Source organism: Streptomyces sp. JH14 (assembly GCF_029428675.1).
In the GTDB taxonomy this organism is placed as follows: domain Bacteria; phylum Actinomycetota; class Actinomycetes; order Streptomycetales; family Streptomycetaceae; genus Streptomyces.
Genome location: NZ_JAJNEL010000001.1, coordinates 6,061,971 through 6,076,653 on the forward strand (window position 1 = coordinate 6,061,971; position 14,683 = coordinate 6,076,653).

The window sequence follows — 14,683 nt, forward strand, 5'->3', positions numbered from 1 at the left end:
GACGGCCCTCGGCCGGCCGCCGTGGACCCGAGCGGGGTCCGCGGCAGCCGGTGCGGCGGGCGTGTACCCAGACGTACGCGCCTGCCGCACCGGTGACGAACCAAGCTGCCGCACCAGCTGCATCACCTGTCTTACCTGCACCAACGCATCACCTCCCTGACACCCGCGTCGTATCGACGTGTACCCGACCGGAGGAGCCGACGTGGCAGCACAGCCCAGGTTTCGCAACGACGCAGTCGCAGGACCCGACCAGGAGCCGAAAGCGGACGACCCGCAGGTCGCCGACGGCACACACCCGGTCGACGAGACCCTCCCCCCACTGAGGATGTTCACCAGCGGACTGCAGCACGTGGCCGCGATGTACGCGGGCGTGGTGGCCCCGCCCATGATCGTGGGACCGGCTGTGGGACTCAGCCCCAGGGAGACCGCCTTCCTGATGGGGGCGAGCCTCTTCACCGCAGGCATCGCCACCCTCCTGCAGACCCTCGGCCTCTGGCGCATCGGCGCCCGGCTGCCGTTCGTCAACGGGGTCTCGTTCGCCGGCGTGACACCGATGATCGCGATCGGCAAGGACCGCGGACACGACGGCATCGCCGTCATCTTCGGCGCGATCATCGTGGCCGGCCTGATCGGCTTCGTACTCGCCCCCTATTTCTGCAAGTTGGTCCGCTTCTTCCCGCCCGTGGTCACCGGCACCGTCATCACCCTGATCGGCCTCTCGCTGCTGCCGGTCGCCTTCAACTGGTCGCAGGGCGGCAACGCCGCGGCCGGCGACTACGGCTCCACGGCCCATATCTCCATGGCCGCCGTCACGCTGCTGATCGTCCTCGTGCTGCGCAGACTGCTGCGCGGATTCCTCCAGCAGATCGCGATCCTGCTCGGGATGGTCGCCGGCACCCTGATCGCGATCCCGGTCGGCATCACCGACTTCGGCGCGACCAAGGACGCCGACCTGGTCGGCTTCCCGACCCCGTTCCACTTCGGGGCACCGCAGTTCGAGATAGCGGCCATCGTCTCGATGTGCATCGTGATGCTCGTCTGCATGACCGAGTCCACCGCCGACATGCTGGCCCTCGGCAAGATCGTCGGCCGTCCGGCGGACGAGCGGACCATCGAGGGCGGTCTGCGCGCCGACACCCTGGGGAGCGCCCTCAGCCCGCTCTTCAACGGCTTCATGTGCAGCGCCTTCGCGCAGAACATCGGCCTGGTGGCGATGACCAGGGTGCGCAGCCGGTTCGTCGTCGCCGCGGGCGGCGGTATCCTCATCGTCCTCGGCCTGGTCCCCGTGGCCGCGTCCGTCATCGCCCTCGTACCGCTGCCGGTGCTCGGTGGTGCGGGCATCGTGCTCTTCGGCTCGGTCGCCGCGAGCGGCATCCAGACGCTGGCCGCCGCAGCCCTGGAGAAGGGCGAGAACGCACTGATCGTCGCGGCCGCAGTCGGTATCGGCCTGATACCGATCGCCGCGCCGGATTTCTACCACGCGTTCCCGAAGGACCTTCTGGTCGTGCTTGATTCGGGGATCTCCACCGGGTGCGTCGTGGCGATCGTCCTCAACCTGGCCTTCAACCACCTGGGCAGGAAACCGGAGGAGGCGAACGAGGAGGAGCCCTCCGTTCCGGCAGCGGCTCCGGTGGGCGCGCACTGAGCGTGCGGCACGGCGTTGTGGCGCGCACGGCGGGAGCGGTACGCGCCACAGACGTATTCCGGGCAGGCGCGGGCAGGACTCAGCCGGTGTGGTAGCTGTCGCCGTACACCTTCCAGTCGAGCAGCGGATCCAGGTTCAGATTGCCCTCCTTCAGGAAGACCCGCTGGGCGGTGTCCACCCGGCTGGTGTCCGAGTGGGCCTCGTCCTGCTGCATCGCCCAGATCCGCGCGTCCAGGAAGGCGTTGAGGTAGGTCACCTCGTTGCCGCCCTGCGACGGCGGCTTCGCCCTGGCGAGCGCGCGCTTGCGGATGGAGCCGAAGCTGGTGCTGTCGTCGCCGTTGCCGTGCATGACGATGGCGTCGTAGTACGCGAACTGGCCGAGCGTGCCGAGGCCGTCGGCCTTCCCCCGACCGACCGCCGGGTTGAAGTACATCCGGTCCCGTTCGTCGTTCTGCGCCTGCTTGAAGGCCGGGTCCGATGCCGCGGCCGCCCAGTCCTCGGCGAAGTCCGGGTCGAGGCCGTCGTGCGAGTCGGTGCCGTTCACCTCCCGCAGAGCGGGCAGATACGTCGCGAGGACGTTGCCCGGCTTGCGCTGGGTGTACAGCTCGACGAGGGCGAGCATGTCGCCGGTGCCGGAGCAGAAGCCGATGATGCCCGCGGTGTAGCCGCAGCCGTCGCCGATGTCCTGGATGTATGCGTACTGGGCCTTCCAGTTGAGTGAGGAGTTCTCGGCGCTGGAGACCAGCTGCATGGCGATCTCCTTCTTCGCCGGATCGTCCAGCCCGGTGGCGGCAGCGGGCTGCCGGGTGGCGGCAGCGGGCTGCCGGGTGGCGGAGACATCCTTGCGCGCGGGCGGATGCGTGGGGGCACTGGCGTGGTCGGTGGCGGGTGTCGCCGTGGGGCGCCCGCTGGTGGCAGCCGGCTGCCGGGTGACGTATACATCCTGGCGCACAGCGGGATGCGTGGGGGCACTGGCGTGGTTGGTGGCGGGTGCCGCCGTGAGGGTCACCCCGAACGCGACCAGCGCGAGCCGTAGGGGGCGAGTGTTGCGAGGTGCGGCGTGCCGATGGGAAGCGGGCACCATTCCTCCAGAGGGAGTTCGTCGTTCCGTGAGCCGCGACGAAGCTTTCCTACCAGAGCGGGGTGAGCGTTCGGAGTGGAGTGCGAGTCGTGCACTCGTTCGGCGCAAGCGTGTTGAGTTCGGCTACGGAAAGGCCCCGCGCCGCGCCGGACGCGGTGCGGGGCCGTACGGGGCGGCCTGCGGATCAGGGGCGGACACCCTCTGGCAGATGGCGGTCAGCAGGTGAGGCGGGCCGCGTGGATCCATGCGTCCGTGGGGCCGCCCCGCAGATCATCCATGGCTCAATGCCATTCCTGCTGACGGTGGTTGAGGGACTTCCCACGGTTCACCCGACCCGGCACGGGTACTCCGACGCCCCGGTCCGCCACGGGAGTTGAACCCGTTGTCGTCGACCGTGCGTTCCCACGAAGGGCCTTGGCGCCCCGAGTGACGACGGAGCTCCGGACGGGCTGGGCCACGGGGCCGGCGGCCGGCCCGAGACCGGTGGCGGGAACCCTGCCGGGCGCCGGCGCGCGGCCCCTCGCGCAGACGCTTCACGCGCCCGCCGATCGCGGGTTCAGGGGCCGTCGATGCGGTAGCTGTCGCCGTACACCTTCCACTGCAGTGGCGTCTCCAGCTGGAATCTGCCCTCGCGAACGAAGACCCGCTGGGCCGTCTCGACGCGGCTGGTGTCGGAGTGCGACGGCTCCTTGCGGATCGCGGCGACACGGGCGTCGAGGAAGCAGTTCAGATACGTCGCCTCGTCGCCGCCGTGCGACGGCGGTTCGGCCGCGGCCAGTGCCTCGCTGCGGATCGTACGGAACCCGACCGTGCCGTCCGCGTCGGCGGCCCCGTGCATCACATAGGCGTCGTAGTAGATGAACTGGCCCAGGGTGCCCAGTCCGTCGGCCTTGGCCTGTTCGACCGCCGGGTCGAAGTACGAGTGGTCCCGCTCCGCGTCCTGGGCGTCCCGGAATGCGGCGTCGTCCGCCGCCTTCGCCCACGCGTCGGTGAAGGGGCGGCCGAGCCCGTCGTGCGCGTCGGTGCCCTTGACCGCGCGCAGCGCGGGAAGGAACTGCTCCAGCGCATTGCCGGGGCGCGCCGCCGCGTACCGCTCGACGACTCTCAGCATGTCTCCTGTACCGGAACAGAAGCCGATGATGCCGGCGGTGTAACCGCGGCCGTCGCCGATGTCCTCGATGTATGGGTACTGGGCCTTCCAGTCGAGCGAGGAGTTCTCGGCGCTGGAGACCAGCTGCATGGCGATCTCCTTCTTGGCAGGATCGTCGAGTCCGGCCTCGGAGGCGTCCTTGTCCGCGTCGGCGCCGGACGCGGAGCAGCCCAACAGCACCAGGAGCGTCGTCACGAGAGCGGTGACGAGGGCTGTGGCGGGGGCGATCCGGGGGCGCGCAGTGATCTTCACTGCTCCACCCTGCCAGGCGTGGGGAGGGAACCTCGCCCATTCGGCGGTAGCGTCGGCAGTATGGAAGATCAGTCTGTTGTGGATGTAGGCGATGTGCGGCTGGCGTACCGGACCTGGGGCGACTCGTTCGGCTCGCCCGTCGTCCTGCTGCACGGTCTCGGCGGTTCCGCCGCCGATTGGGAGGCGGCTGCGAGCCTGCTGGGCGAGGAATGGCGGGTGTACGCCCTCGATCTGCGCGGGCACGGCGAGAGCGACTGGCCCGACGAGTACTCCTTCGAGCTGATGCGGGACGACGTTCTCGGCTTCCTCGACGAGTGCGAGCTCGACCGCGTGGGGCTGGTCGGCCACTCCATGGGCGGGGTCGTCGCCCATCTGCTCGCCCAGGAGCACGCGGACCGGGTGGAACGGCTGGTACTGGTGGAGACCCCGCCCCCGTTCCCGAGCAAGCCTCGGCCGCCCGCGCAGCCGGACGGGCCGGTGGATTATGACTGGAACGTCGTCGCCCCCATCCGGGCCCAGGTCGCCGACCCCGATCCGGCGTGGGCGGACGGTCTCGGCGAGATCGTCGCGCCCACACTGATGATCTCCGGAGGCCCGGAGAGCACGATGCCGCAGGGCCGGCTGGCCGACATGGCCTCCCTGATCCCGGACTGCCGCCTGATCACCCTGGGCGGCGGACACCACGTGCACCGGACCCACGCGGACCAGGTCGCCCAGCAGATCACCGAGTTCTTCACCAGCTGACCGCAGGGGCCCGGCCCCGGGACGGGCCCCTGACCACCTGGTTTCTGCGTGCGCTGCGGCGCCGACGCACACGGAGCCCTCCGGTGTTCGAGGACGGCGCGCCGACCACCGGAACCTGCCTGCGGCGCCGCCCTGCCCCGGCTCAGCTTCCCGGTCGCCAGTCCGGACGCCGCCCGCTCATCGCGACCGCCCGGTCGGCGAGCGGCGCGTCGGCCGGCACCGGTACCGGCGGCCCGAAGGGGCTCTCCGGCAGGGGGTTGTCGTCGCTCGGCGTCGTCATGGCCAGCGAGACCCGCAGGTTCGCCTCGTCGGCCTCGTACTTCTGACCGGTCGACCGGGCCAGGTCCCATCCGTGGATCACCAGCTCGTTCAGCGCCACCATGTGGGCCACCTCGCCCGGCAGGTCCACGCCGCCGGCCCTGGTCATCCCCTGCCGCGCGGCGGGGTCCCGCCACGCGGCCACCAGTTCGTCGAGCAGGGGCGGGAGCGTGTCGCGCCAGCCGTCCGGCAGGACCGGAAGCGCGGCGTCCGGTGAGGTGTCGGTCGTGGGCCCGAAGGCCTTGCGGGCCGCGTCCCGGAACGCAGTGGTCAGCCCGACGAGGTGGGCGAGCAGATCCCGTACCGCATAGTCGGGGCAGGGCGTCGGGTCGGTCAGACGATGGTCCTCGATGCCGTGGAGCAGCTCGGCCACCTGCCGTGCCGCAGGTTCCAGATCGGGCGTGGGCATCGTCATGTTCTCTGTGTCCATACAGTTCAGACCGGCGCGGCGGCCGGAAATCATCGCCCGGCACGCCAGAAGGCTGCGCGCGGAATCCGAGCACCGCAGCCCGGCCTGTCGCCGGACGTGCGGCACACCTCTTGTCGGGGACCCGTCAGCCGTGTCATACAGGTCCAGACCATTGCCGCCGGACGGAAGGCACGACCGTGCAACGCCCCCACGCTCACGCCGCGTCGGCCACCTCTGCCGCCCTGCTCCTCGCCCTGCTCACCGCATGCGGCGGGACCGCCGACGCCGCCGACACCCAGCGGCCGACCGCGCCCCACGGGGTGACGGCCCAGGCGAGCAGCGCCACCTCCGTACACGTCATGTGGGACCAGGCCTCCGACAACAAGGCGATCACCGGCTACGAGGTGTACCGCACGGGCAAGAAGGTCAAGTCCGTCGTGGCGGCCCGGCAGATGATCGACGTCGACGGTCTGTCCCCCTCCACCGCCTACACCTTCACCGTCCGGGCCCGCGACGCGGCCGGAAACCTCTCCGCGGCGAGCGAGGCCGTCGCCGTGACCACGCCCGCGCCGGCCCCCGCGGACCACGAGCCGCCGACCCGGCCCGTACGGCTGCGCGGGAAGGCGGACGGCAGCCGGTCGGCGACCCTGTCGTGGGGCGGCTCGACGGACGACGTGGGTGTGACCTCGTACGACATCTACCAGGACGACTCCCGTATCCACAGCGTGCCCGGCACGCGGACCACGGCCCGCCTGACCGGACTGCGCCCCGGCACGGTCTACACCTTCACCGTCCGGGCCCGCGACGCCGCAGACACCTCCTCACCGGACAGCAACGTCCTCGACCTCACCACGCCCTCCGCCCCGGGCGCCCCCGCCGGCACCGCCCCCACCGATCTGCGGATCAAGGCCACGGCCCTGGGCAAGGAGTACGCGATCGATCTGGACTGGAAGCAGCCCGACACCGGCGGTGAGATACCCGCCTACCAGCTCTTCCTCGACGGACGCCTCACCACCACGATCGTGTGGGGCGGCAGGCCGCCGGCGGGCCGGGCGAGCTACCGCCTGACCGTCGGCGACCCCCGCGGGACGCGCTACTCGATGAAGATCCGGGCCAAGCTGCCCGACGGGAAGTGGGGCGACTTCTCCGCCCGGCGCACGGTCGTCCTCGGCGACTGACAGGGGTTCGTGCCGGGAGAAATGGCGCGCGGGTCGCCGCACTGTGCCGGGGCGGGTCCTGAGCCCGGCCGCCGCGGGTCGTCTCCGGGACGCGTCCGCCCCCGGTGCCATGCGGTACCGGGGGCGGACGGTCTGCGGAATCGGCGGGGTCAGGCCAGCTGTTCGTACGCCGGCAGCGTCAGGAAGTCCGCGTAGTCCTGGTCCAGCGACACCTGGAGAAGCAGGTCGTGGGCCTGCTGCCACTTGCCGGAGGCGAACGCCTCCTCGCCGATCTCCTCGCGGATCGCGGCGAGTTCCTCGGCGGCGACCTCGCGGGCCAGGTCCGCCGTGGCGTGTGCGCCGTTCTCGAAGACCACGTCCGCGTTGATCCACTGCCAGATCTGCGAGCGGGAGATCTCCGCGGTGGCGGCGTCCTCCATCAGGTTGAAGATGGCGACCGCGCCCATGCCGCGCAGCCATGCCTCGATGTAGCGGATGCCGACCGCCACGGCGTTGCGCAGGCCGTCGTACGTGGGCTTGGCGTCCAGGGTGTCGATGGCGATCAGGTCGCCCGCCGCCACGGAGACGTCCTCGCGCAGGCGTTCCTTCTGGTTCGGCTTCTCGCCGAGTACCGCGTCGAACGAGGCCATCGCGATCGGGACGAGGTCGGGGTGGGCGACCCAGGAGCCGTCGAAGCCGTCGTTCGCCTCCCGGTCCTTGTCGGCCTTGACCTTCTCGAAGGCGACCTTGTTGACCTCGGCGTCGCGGCGTGACGGGATGAAGGCCGCCATGCCGCCGATCGCGTGCGCGCCCCGCTTGTGGCAGGTGCGGACGAGGAGTTCGGTGTACGCGCGCATGAACGGGGCGGTCATCGTCACGGCGTTGCGGTCCGGCAGGACGAACTTGGAGCCGCCGTCGCGGAAGTTCTTGACGATGGAGAAGAGGTAGTCCCAGCGTCCCGCGTTCAGCCCGGAGGCATGGTCGCGGAGCTCGTACAGGATCTCCTCCATCTCGTACGCGGCGGTGATCGTCTCGATCAGAACGGTCGCGCGGACGGTGCCCTGCGGGATGCCGACGTAGTCCTGGGCGAAGACGAAGATGTCGTTCCAGAGGCGGGCCTCCAGGTGCGACTCCGTCTTCGGGAGGTAGAAGTACGGGCCTTTGCCGAGGTCGATGAGGCGCTGGGCGTTGTGGAAGAAGTAGAGGCCGAAGTCGACCAGTGCACCGGGCACCGGGGTGCCGCCGAGCTGGATGTGACGCTCATTCAGATGCCAGCCGCGCGGGCGGGTGACGACGGTGGCGAGCTCGGCGGCGGGCTTGAGGGCGTAGGACTTGCCCGACGCGGGGTCGGTGAAGTCGATCCTGCGCTCGTAGGCGTCGATCAGATTGAGCTGGCCGAGGATGACGTTCTCCCACGTGGGGGCGGACGCGTCCTCGAAGTCGGCGAGCCAGACCTTGGCGCCCGAGTTCAGGGCGTTGATGGTCATCTTGCGGTCGGTCGGACCGGTGATCTCCACCCGTCGGTCGTTCAGCGCGGCCGGGGCCGGGGCGACCTTCCAGGAGTCGTCCGCGCGGATCGCCGCCGTCTCGGGCAGGAAGTCCAGCGTGGAGGTGCGGGCGATCTCGGCGCGGCGCTCGCCGCGGCGGGCGAGCAGCTCGTCGCGACGGGGCGTGAACTGCCGGTGCAGCTCGGCCACGAACGCGAGGGCCGCGTCGGTCAGGACCTCGTCCTGCCGGGGCAGGGGTTCGGCATCGACGATGGCCAGCGTGGACGGCGCTGGTGCGGGCATGAGCGGTCACTCCTTCAGCGGGCGGTGCGGCAGTGCGGCAGTGCGGGCGGCGGCTCCGCGGCCGCCCGGGCCGCGCGAAACGGCACGGCGTGCCAGGGCTCCGGGACACGGCTGCGGGAGCCGTCTGAGCTGCAGAGCGCTTCTGACCAGTGGATAGTAGTTTCCTTATGGTGGAAGTTCAATGGTCTGTTGATGTCGAGACTCTCCGTGCCGACAGAAAGGGGAGCCGGTTGGCGCGGAGTGTCAGGGGCCTGTACAGCGTGTGCCCCATGAGCCGTGCGGCGCACTCATTCGAGGCGTGTCAGATCCTCGGCCGTGTCGATGTCGTACGCCTGCGCCACATCGGAACACTCGACGAGCGTGATCGCATCGCGGTGCGTCCGCAGGTATGCCCGCGCCCCCTGGTCGCCCACCGCGCCCGCAGAGACGTCCGTCCACCGATCGGCTCCGAACAGCACGGGATGGCCGCGCTCCCCGTCGTACGAGGCTGCCGCCAGGCTCGTACGGGACAGGTACGCCGCCCGCACCCGTGCCACCGCCTGTGCACCGATGCCCGGCTGGTCGACGAGCAGGACGAGCGCCGCATCCGCCCCCGTGCCGGCGAGCGAGCGGAGTCCCGAGCGCAGCGACGAACCCATGCCTTCCGGCCACTGTGCATTGACGGTCACCACGCAGCCGGAGAGGTCGGCCCGCGCCCGTACCTCCTCCGCCGCGGCGCCGAGTACCACATGGAGCGGGTCGCAGCCGCCGTTGCGCAGCATGCGCAAGGCGTGCTCGACGAGCGGCCGGCCACGGTGCTCCAGCAGGGCTTTCGGCCGGCCACCCAGTCGCCGCCCGCCGCCCGCGGCGAGCAGCAGACCGGCGATCACCGGACGCCGTCCCCCGTCGGAGGGACCGGACGGTTGCGGAGTGCCGGAAGTGGACAGGGTGTGAGGTGAATAAGCCATGAGGTCCTGAATACCTCACCACCCCGGTGATTTCCCGCCGGACCGGCCAGTACGCTGCGTCCCACCGGTGGTCACCCTGATTTCAGTCCGTGGAGTGGCGCACGGCACCTTTGATGGCGTTAACTTGCGCGCACCCCTGGGCACTTGACCACGGCTCGGGATGTGGTCGAAACACCGGCACAAGGATGTGCGAGGGGGAGTGCTTTGTTGCGAAGCGTGGGGCAGACGCGGGTGACCAGCAGCGGCGAGGACCCGAGGGTGACGGAGCTGCGGACGGCCGTCTCCCGGCTCCGCCGTGAGCTGGCAGGGCATCGCGCGGAGTTCCCGGACCGCGTGATCGCCGAGGACGAGCTGGCCGCGCTGGACGCCATGGCGGTCACCGGTGCGCCCGAGATTCCGCGGCTGCGCCGCTCGCTGCTGCTGATCGCGGGGGCGGTCGGCTCGGTCAGCGCGCTGGCTTCCGCGCTCAGGGACGTACGCATCGCCGTGGATCTCTTCGGCGAGCCGCCGAGCCGCTGACGTACGGGAGGGGGAGCGCGGGCAGGGGGTCAGCGGCGGATGAGGCGGCGCGCCGTTGCCGCAGCCACCGCCGACGTGCGGGAGTCGACGCCCAATTTGGCGTAGATGTGTACCAGGTGGGACTTCACCGTCGCCTGGCTGAGGAACAGCGCCTTGCTGATCTGCAGGTTCGACAGTCCCTCACCGACCAGTTGCAGCACCTCCAGCTCGCGCTTGGTCAGGGCCTCCGCGGGCGTCCGCATGCGGTCCATCAGCCGGTGCGCGACGGCCGGGGCGAGCGCCGAGCGGCCGGCCGCCGCCGTGCGTACCGCTGCGGCCAGCTCCTCGGGCGGGGCGTCCTTGAGGAGGTAGCCGCTCGCGCCCGCCTCCACGGCCGCCAGGATGTCGGCGTCCGTGTCGTAGGTGGTGAGGATCAGGACCCGGGGTGCGTCGGGCACCGCGGTGATCGCCGCGGTGGCCTCCGAGCCGTGCAGGCCCGCCCCGAACTGGAGATCCATCAGCACGACGTCGAACTCGCCCGTCGCCGCGAGCGCCACGGCTCGCTCGGCGGTGTCGGCCTCGGCGACCACGCGGAAGTCCGGTTCGGTGTCGAGGACGGCCCGCAGCCCCGCACGCACCACCGGATGGTCGTCGGCGAGCAGCAGCCGGATGGGGGTGGCGCTCATGCGGCGGACCTCTCTTCGTGCCCGGGCAGCGGGAGGGGGAGGGTGAGCGCCAGGGCGGTGCCCTGGCCGGGGGACGATTCGACACTGAGCGTGCCGCCGAGCGAACCGGCCCGGGACCGCATGGCGGGGAGACCGAAACCGCCGGTCTCCGTGTCCCCCGTGACCGTGGGTGCGCCGGGCGAGAAGCCCCGGCCGTCGTCCACGACGTCCAGCGACACCGAGGTGTCCATGAAGCTGAGCGTGATCTCCGCACGCCGGGCTTCGGCGTGCTGCACCGTGTTGGCCAGCGCCGACTGGGCGGTACGGAGCAGCGCCACCTCGTACGGCGTCGGCAGCTCCACCGGCGTCCCGCTGACCGCGAACTGCACCGCCAGATCCGGTCCGGAGGTGCGAGCGCAGAGGCGTTCGAGGGCGCCCGCGAGCGAGCCGTTCTCCAGATCGGGCGGGGAGAGGGCGCGTACGAAGCGGCGGGCCTCGGCGAGATTGTCCTGCGCGGCTTCGCGGGCCCGGCGCACATGCGCGGTGGCGGGGGCGTCCGGCGGAAGGGTGCGTTCGGCGGCGCGCAGCAGCAGCTGAATGCTGGACAGGCCCTGCGCGAGCGTGTCGTGGATCTCGCGGGCCAGCCGCTCGCGTTCGGCGAGCGTTCCCGCCGTGCGCTCGGCGACGGCCAGCTCCGCCCGGGTCGAGACCAGCTCCTCGATCAGCTCGCGGCGCCGCTCGCTCTCCCGGAACAACGCGTCGTACCCGAGGACCGTGGCGATCGCGACCGCCGCACCGAGCAGCGGCCCGATGAACGCGCCGGGCGTGATCTGCCCGCCGTGCAGCACAAAGCCGGTGATGGCAGCCGCCGCGGTGACGACGACGGCGGGCAGACCCCAGCGCATCGGCAGCAGATGCAGCTGCAGGAAATACAGCGGGAAGGCCAGCCACAGGGCGTCCGGCGAGAGGACGAGAAGAGCGAGCCAGAGCGTCCCCAGCAGCGACAGCCACAGGGCGGCCGCCCTGTTCTGCGGCTGCACGGCGGGGGCGAGCGCGCCCGCCGCGTAGACAGCGGCCATGATGCAGGCGAGTGCGACCACGGCGGGCGCGCTCGATACGCCGTCGCTCACGGCCGGCACCGCGGCGAGCGCCAGCAGTCCCAGCAGCAGAGCGTGCAGACACAGCCGCAGCGCGGCGGCGACCGGGGTGTGCGAACGCGAATCCATGATGCGTTCCAGCGTAGATGCGCGGCGTCCGCGGCCGGTCAATCGAAAGGTTGATGTCAGGCCCCACCGGCGTGCGATGTTTTCGCGGACCGGCCGACCGAGGCTGGAGCCATGTTCGTCGCATGGAGAGATCTCCGGTTCGCCAGGGGCCGGTTCGCGCTCATGGGCACGGTCGTGGTGCTGATCACGCTGCTCGTGGGCTTGTTGTCCGGTCTTACGGCAGGTCTGGCCAGGGAGAACACCTCGGCCGTCACGGGGCTGAACGCCGATCACCTCGCGTTCGCCGCCCCGCCCGATGGCCAGTCGGTGTCCTTCACCAACTCGACCGTCGGGGAGAGCGCGTGGCGGAGCTGGGCCGAGCAGCCCGGTGTCGGCGCCGCGCAGCCCCTCGGCATCCGTACGCTCGACGCCGCCGCCGTGCGGGGGAAGCGGACGGCTGCCGTGTCGGCGTTCGGTGTCGAGCAGGACTCGGGCCTGGCCCCGGCGGCCGGCGCAGCGCGCGTCGCCCCGGGGAGCGTCGTGCTCTCGGAGCGGGCGGCCGACGAGCTCGGCGTGGAATCCGGTGACCGGGTGCGACTCGGCCGCGTCGAGGTGCGTGTGGCGGCGGTCGCGGGAGATGCCTCGTACAGCCATACGCCGGTCGTGTGGACCTCCCTCGACGACTGGCGGCGCTTCGCGGACAGCGGGACGGGCGGCGCGCCGCACGCCACGGTGATCGCCCTGACCACCACCGGCGGCGCCGACCTGGCCGCCGGTGACACGGCGGCCGGCACCAGCACGCTCTCCCTCGACGACTCGCTCACCGCCATCGGCTCCTACCAGGCCGAGAACGGCTCGCTCCAGCTGATGCGCGGCTTCCTCTTCGCCATCTCGGCCCTGGTGATCGGGGCCTTCTTCACCGTCTGGACCATCCAGCGCAGCGGCGACGTCGCCGTCCTCAAGGCGCTCGGCGCCTCCACCCCGTACCTCCTGCGCGACGCGCTCGGGCAGGCGGTCGTGCTGCTGGCGATCGGTACGGGACTGGGCACCGCGCTCGCCTCGGGCATCGGCGCGGTGGTCAGCGGCGGGGCCGTGCCGTTCGTCCTCGACGCGGCGACCGTCCTCGTTCCGTCGGCCGTCATGATCGCCCTCGGTGCCCTCGGGGCGGCGCTGTCCATCCGACGGATCACCGCCGTCGACCCGCTCACCGCACTCGGGAGTGCCCGATGACCCTCACCCTCGCCGATGTCACCCTCACCTACCCCGACGGCGACGGCCGGCTCACCGCACTCGACCGGGTCTCGCTCGACGTTCCCGAGGGCTCGCTCACCGCGGTCGTCGGACCGTCCGGCTCCGGCAAGTCCAGCCTCCTCGCGGTGGCCGCGACGCTGGTCACGCCGGACGAGGGGCGGGTCGTGGTCGCAGGCCGGGAGACGGCGGGACTCGGACGCGCCCAGAAGGCGGCGCTGCGCCGCGAACGCATCGGCATCGTCTTCCAGCAGCCGAACCTGCTGCCGTCGCTGACCGCCGTCGAACAGCTTCAGGTGATGACCCATCTGTCGGGCGGCACCACACGCGGCGCCCGCGGGCGGGCGCTGGAGCTCCTCGACGCGGTCGGTCTGGCCGACCGGGCGGGCCGCAGGCCGCACCAGTTGTCGGGCGGTCAGCGCCAGCGGATCAATATCGCGCGGGCGCTGATGAACGATCCGGCGGTACTCCTGGTCGACGAGCCGACGAGCGCTCTCGACCATGAGCGCGGCGCGGCGGTGCTGGACCTGCTGATCGCGCTGACCCGGGAACGGTCGACGGCGACCGTGCTGGTCACCCACGACCGGACGCATCTGGAACGGACGGACCGGACGGTGGTGATGCGGGACGGGCGGCTGACGGAAGCGGTGCTCAGCTGACCCGAACATGACGGTGCCCGCCGGGTCCCTGTCCGGCGGGCACCGCTGCGTCCGTAGGGTCTCAGCCGGTCGGTCCGCTGCTGGCCAGCGCGTCCGACAGTTCCTTCGCGACCTGCTGCAGGATCGGCGCGATCCGCTCCGTCGCCGACTCCGTGACGCGTCCCGCAGGGCCCGAGATGGAGATCGCCGCCGAGGTGGGGGAGTTCGGTACGGAGACCGCCAGGCAGCGGACCCCTATCTCCTGCTCGTTGTCGTCCACCGCGTAGCCCACCCGGCGGACCTGGTCGAGTGCCTCCAGGAACCCGTCCGGCGTGGTGATCGTCTTCTCGGTGGCGGCCGGCATTCCGGTGCGGGCCAGCAGCGCCCGTACCTCCTCTGGCGGGGTGTGCGCGAGAAGCGCCTTGCCCACCCCCGTGGAGTGGGGGAGCACCCGCCGGCCCACCTCGGTGAACATCCGCATCGAGTGCTTCGACGGCACCTGCGCGACGTAGACGATCTCGTCGCCGTCGAGCAGTGCCATGTTCGCCGTTTCGCCGGTCTCCTCGACCAGCCGTGCCAGATACGGGCGGGCCCAGGTCCCGAGCAGTCGTGACGCGGACTCGCCGAGCCGGATCAGGCGCGGTCCGAGCGCGTAGCGCCGGTTGGGCTGCTGGCGCACGTAGCCGCAGACGACCAGCGTGCGCATCAGCCGGTGAATGGTGGGCAGCGGAAGCCCACTGCTCGCGGAGAGTTCGCTCAGCCCGACCTCGCCGCCGGCGTCTGCCATCCGTTCCAGCAGATCGAAGGCGCGCTCGAGGGACTGCACGCCGCCGCTGGAGCCGGCGGGCTTGGAGTCGGATGTGCTGGCGTGGGACGGCGGCACGTCAACGGTCCTTTCGACGCGGAAGGGCAAGGCAGCAGCCTACCGGGCGGTTC

14 protein-coding genes are annotated in these 14,683 nt (G+C 71.3%); 6 read left to right on the plus strand and 8 right to left on the minus strand.

From position 1 onward, the window contains the following. The first annotated feature begins 202 nt into the window (after window positions 1-202). Window positions 203-1,645: a nucleobase:cation symporter-2 family protein gene (locus tag LRD69_RS27260; protein WP_277329184.1), complete on the plus strand. Its 1,443-nt coding sequence runs from the start codon at window positions 203-205 to the stop codon at window positions 1,643-1,645. A gap of 79 nt (window positions 1,646-1,724) precedes the next feature. Here the strand turns inward: LRD69_RS27260 and LRD69_RS27265 are convergent, their stop codons facing one another. Further along, window positions 1,725-2,597, minus strand: coding sequence for a chitosanase (locus tag LRD69_RS27265; RefSeq protein ID WP_277329185.1), 873 nt, complete (start codon window positions 2,595-2,597; stop codon window positions 1,725-1,727). A gap of 685 nt (window positions 2,598-3,282) precedes the next feature. Then, a complete protein-coding gene (locus LRD69_RS27270; RefSeq protein WP_277329892.1) occupies window positions 3,283-4,071 on the minus strand; it encodes a chitosanase in 789 nt (262 codons plus the stop codon). 117 nt (window positions 4,072-4,188) lie between these two features. On the opposite strand from LRD69_RS27270, the gene LRD69_RS27275 reads away from it, so the two are divergent. Beyond that, entirely contained in the window at window positions 4,189-4,872 is a 684-nt protein-coding gene (locus LRD69_RS27275; RefSeq protein ID WP_277329186.1) for an alpha/beta hydrolase, read from the plus strand. Window positions 4,873-5,014: 142 nt separating this feature from the next. Here the strand turns inward: LRD69_RS27275 and LRD69_RS27280 are convergent, their stop codons facing one another. Next, window positions 5,015-5,620, minus strand: coding sequence for a TIGR03086 family metal-binding protein (locus LRD69_RS27280; RefSeq protein ID WP_277329187.1), 606 nt, complete (start codon window positions 5,618-5,620; stop codon window positions 5,015-5,017). 176 nt (window positions 5,621-5,796) lie between these two features. On the opposite strand from LRD69_RS27280, the gene LRD69_RS27285 reads away from it, so the two are divergent. Then, entirely contained in the window at window positions 5,797-6,777 is a 981-nt protein-coding gene (locus LRD69_RS27285) for a fibronectin type III domain-containing protein (RefSeq protein WP_277329188.1), read from the plus strand. 149 nt (window positions 6,778-6,926) lie between these two features. On the opposite strand, the gene aceB is transcribed toward LRD69_RS27285, so the two are convergent. Together aceB and LRD69_RS27295 are read right to left on the minus strand one after the other, a co-directional pair. Further along, on the minus strand, window positions 6,927-8,546 hold the full coding sequence (gene aceB, locus LRD69_RS27290) for a malate synthase A (protein ID WP_277329189.1): 1,620 nt from the start codon (window positions 8,544-8,546) through the stop codon (window positions 6,927-6,929). 287 nt (window positions 8,547-8,833) lie between these two features. Further along, a complete protein-coding gene (locus LRD69_RS27295) occupies window positions 8,834-9,403 on the minus strand; it encodes a nucleotidyltransferase family protein (protein ID WP_277329893.1) in 570 nt (189 codons plus the stop codon). A gap of 306 nt (window positions 9,404-9,709) precedes the next feature. Between LRD69_RS27295 and LRD69_RS27300 the strand changes: the two genes are divergently transcribed. Continuing rightward, entirely contained in the window at window positions 9,710-10,012 is a 303-nt protein-coding gene (locus LRD69_RS27300; RefSeq protein ID WP_277329190.1) for a DUF5955 family protein, read from the plus strand. Between the two features lie 29 nt (window positions 10,013-10,041). Here LRD69_RS27300 and LRD69_RS27305 read toward each other — a convergent pair whose 3' ends face one another. Together LRD69_RS27305 and LRD69_RS27310 are read right to left on the minus strand one after the other, a co-directional pair. Beyond that, complete coding sequence (locus tag LRD69_RS27305; RefSeq protein WP_277329191.1) at window positions 10,042-10,677, minus strand: response regulator transcription factor; 636 nt, start codon at window positions 10,675-10,677, stop codon at window positions 10,042-10,044. Further along, a complete protein-coding gene (locus LRD69_RS27310) occupies window positions 10,674-11,882 on the minus strand; it encodes a sensor histidine kinase (protein ID WP_277329192.1) in 1,209 nt (402 codons plus the stop codon). Before LRD69_RS27310 ends, LRD69_RS27305 begins: the two co-directional genes overlap by 4 nt. Window positions 11,883-11,993: 111 nt before the next feature. Here LRD69_RS27310 and LRD69_RS27315 point away from each other — a divergent pair, with 111 nt between their 5' ends. Continuing rightward, complete coding sequence (locus LRD69_RS27315; RefSeq protein ID WP_277329193.1) at window positions 11,994-13,091, plus strand: ABC transporter permease; 1,098 nt, start codon at window positions 11,994-11,996, stop codon at window positions 13,089-13,091. Continuing rightward, entirely contained in the window at window positions 13,088-13,768 is a 681-nt protein-coding gene (locus LRD69_RS27320; RefSeq protein WP_277329194.1) for an ABC transporter ATP-binding protein, read from the plus strand. Before LRD69_RS27315 ends, LRD69_RS27320 begins: the two co-directional genes overlap by 4 nt. A 61-nt stretch (window positions 13,769-13,829) precedes the next feature. On the opposite strand, the gene LRD69_RS27325 is transcribed toward LRD69_RS27320, so the two are convergent. Further along, entirely contained in the window at window positions 13,830-14,630 is an 801-nt protein-coding gene (locus LRD69_RS27325) for an IclR family transcriptional regulator (RefSeq protein WP_277329195.1), read from the minus strand. Between the last annotated feature and the right edge of the window lie 53 nt (window positions 14,631-14,683).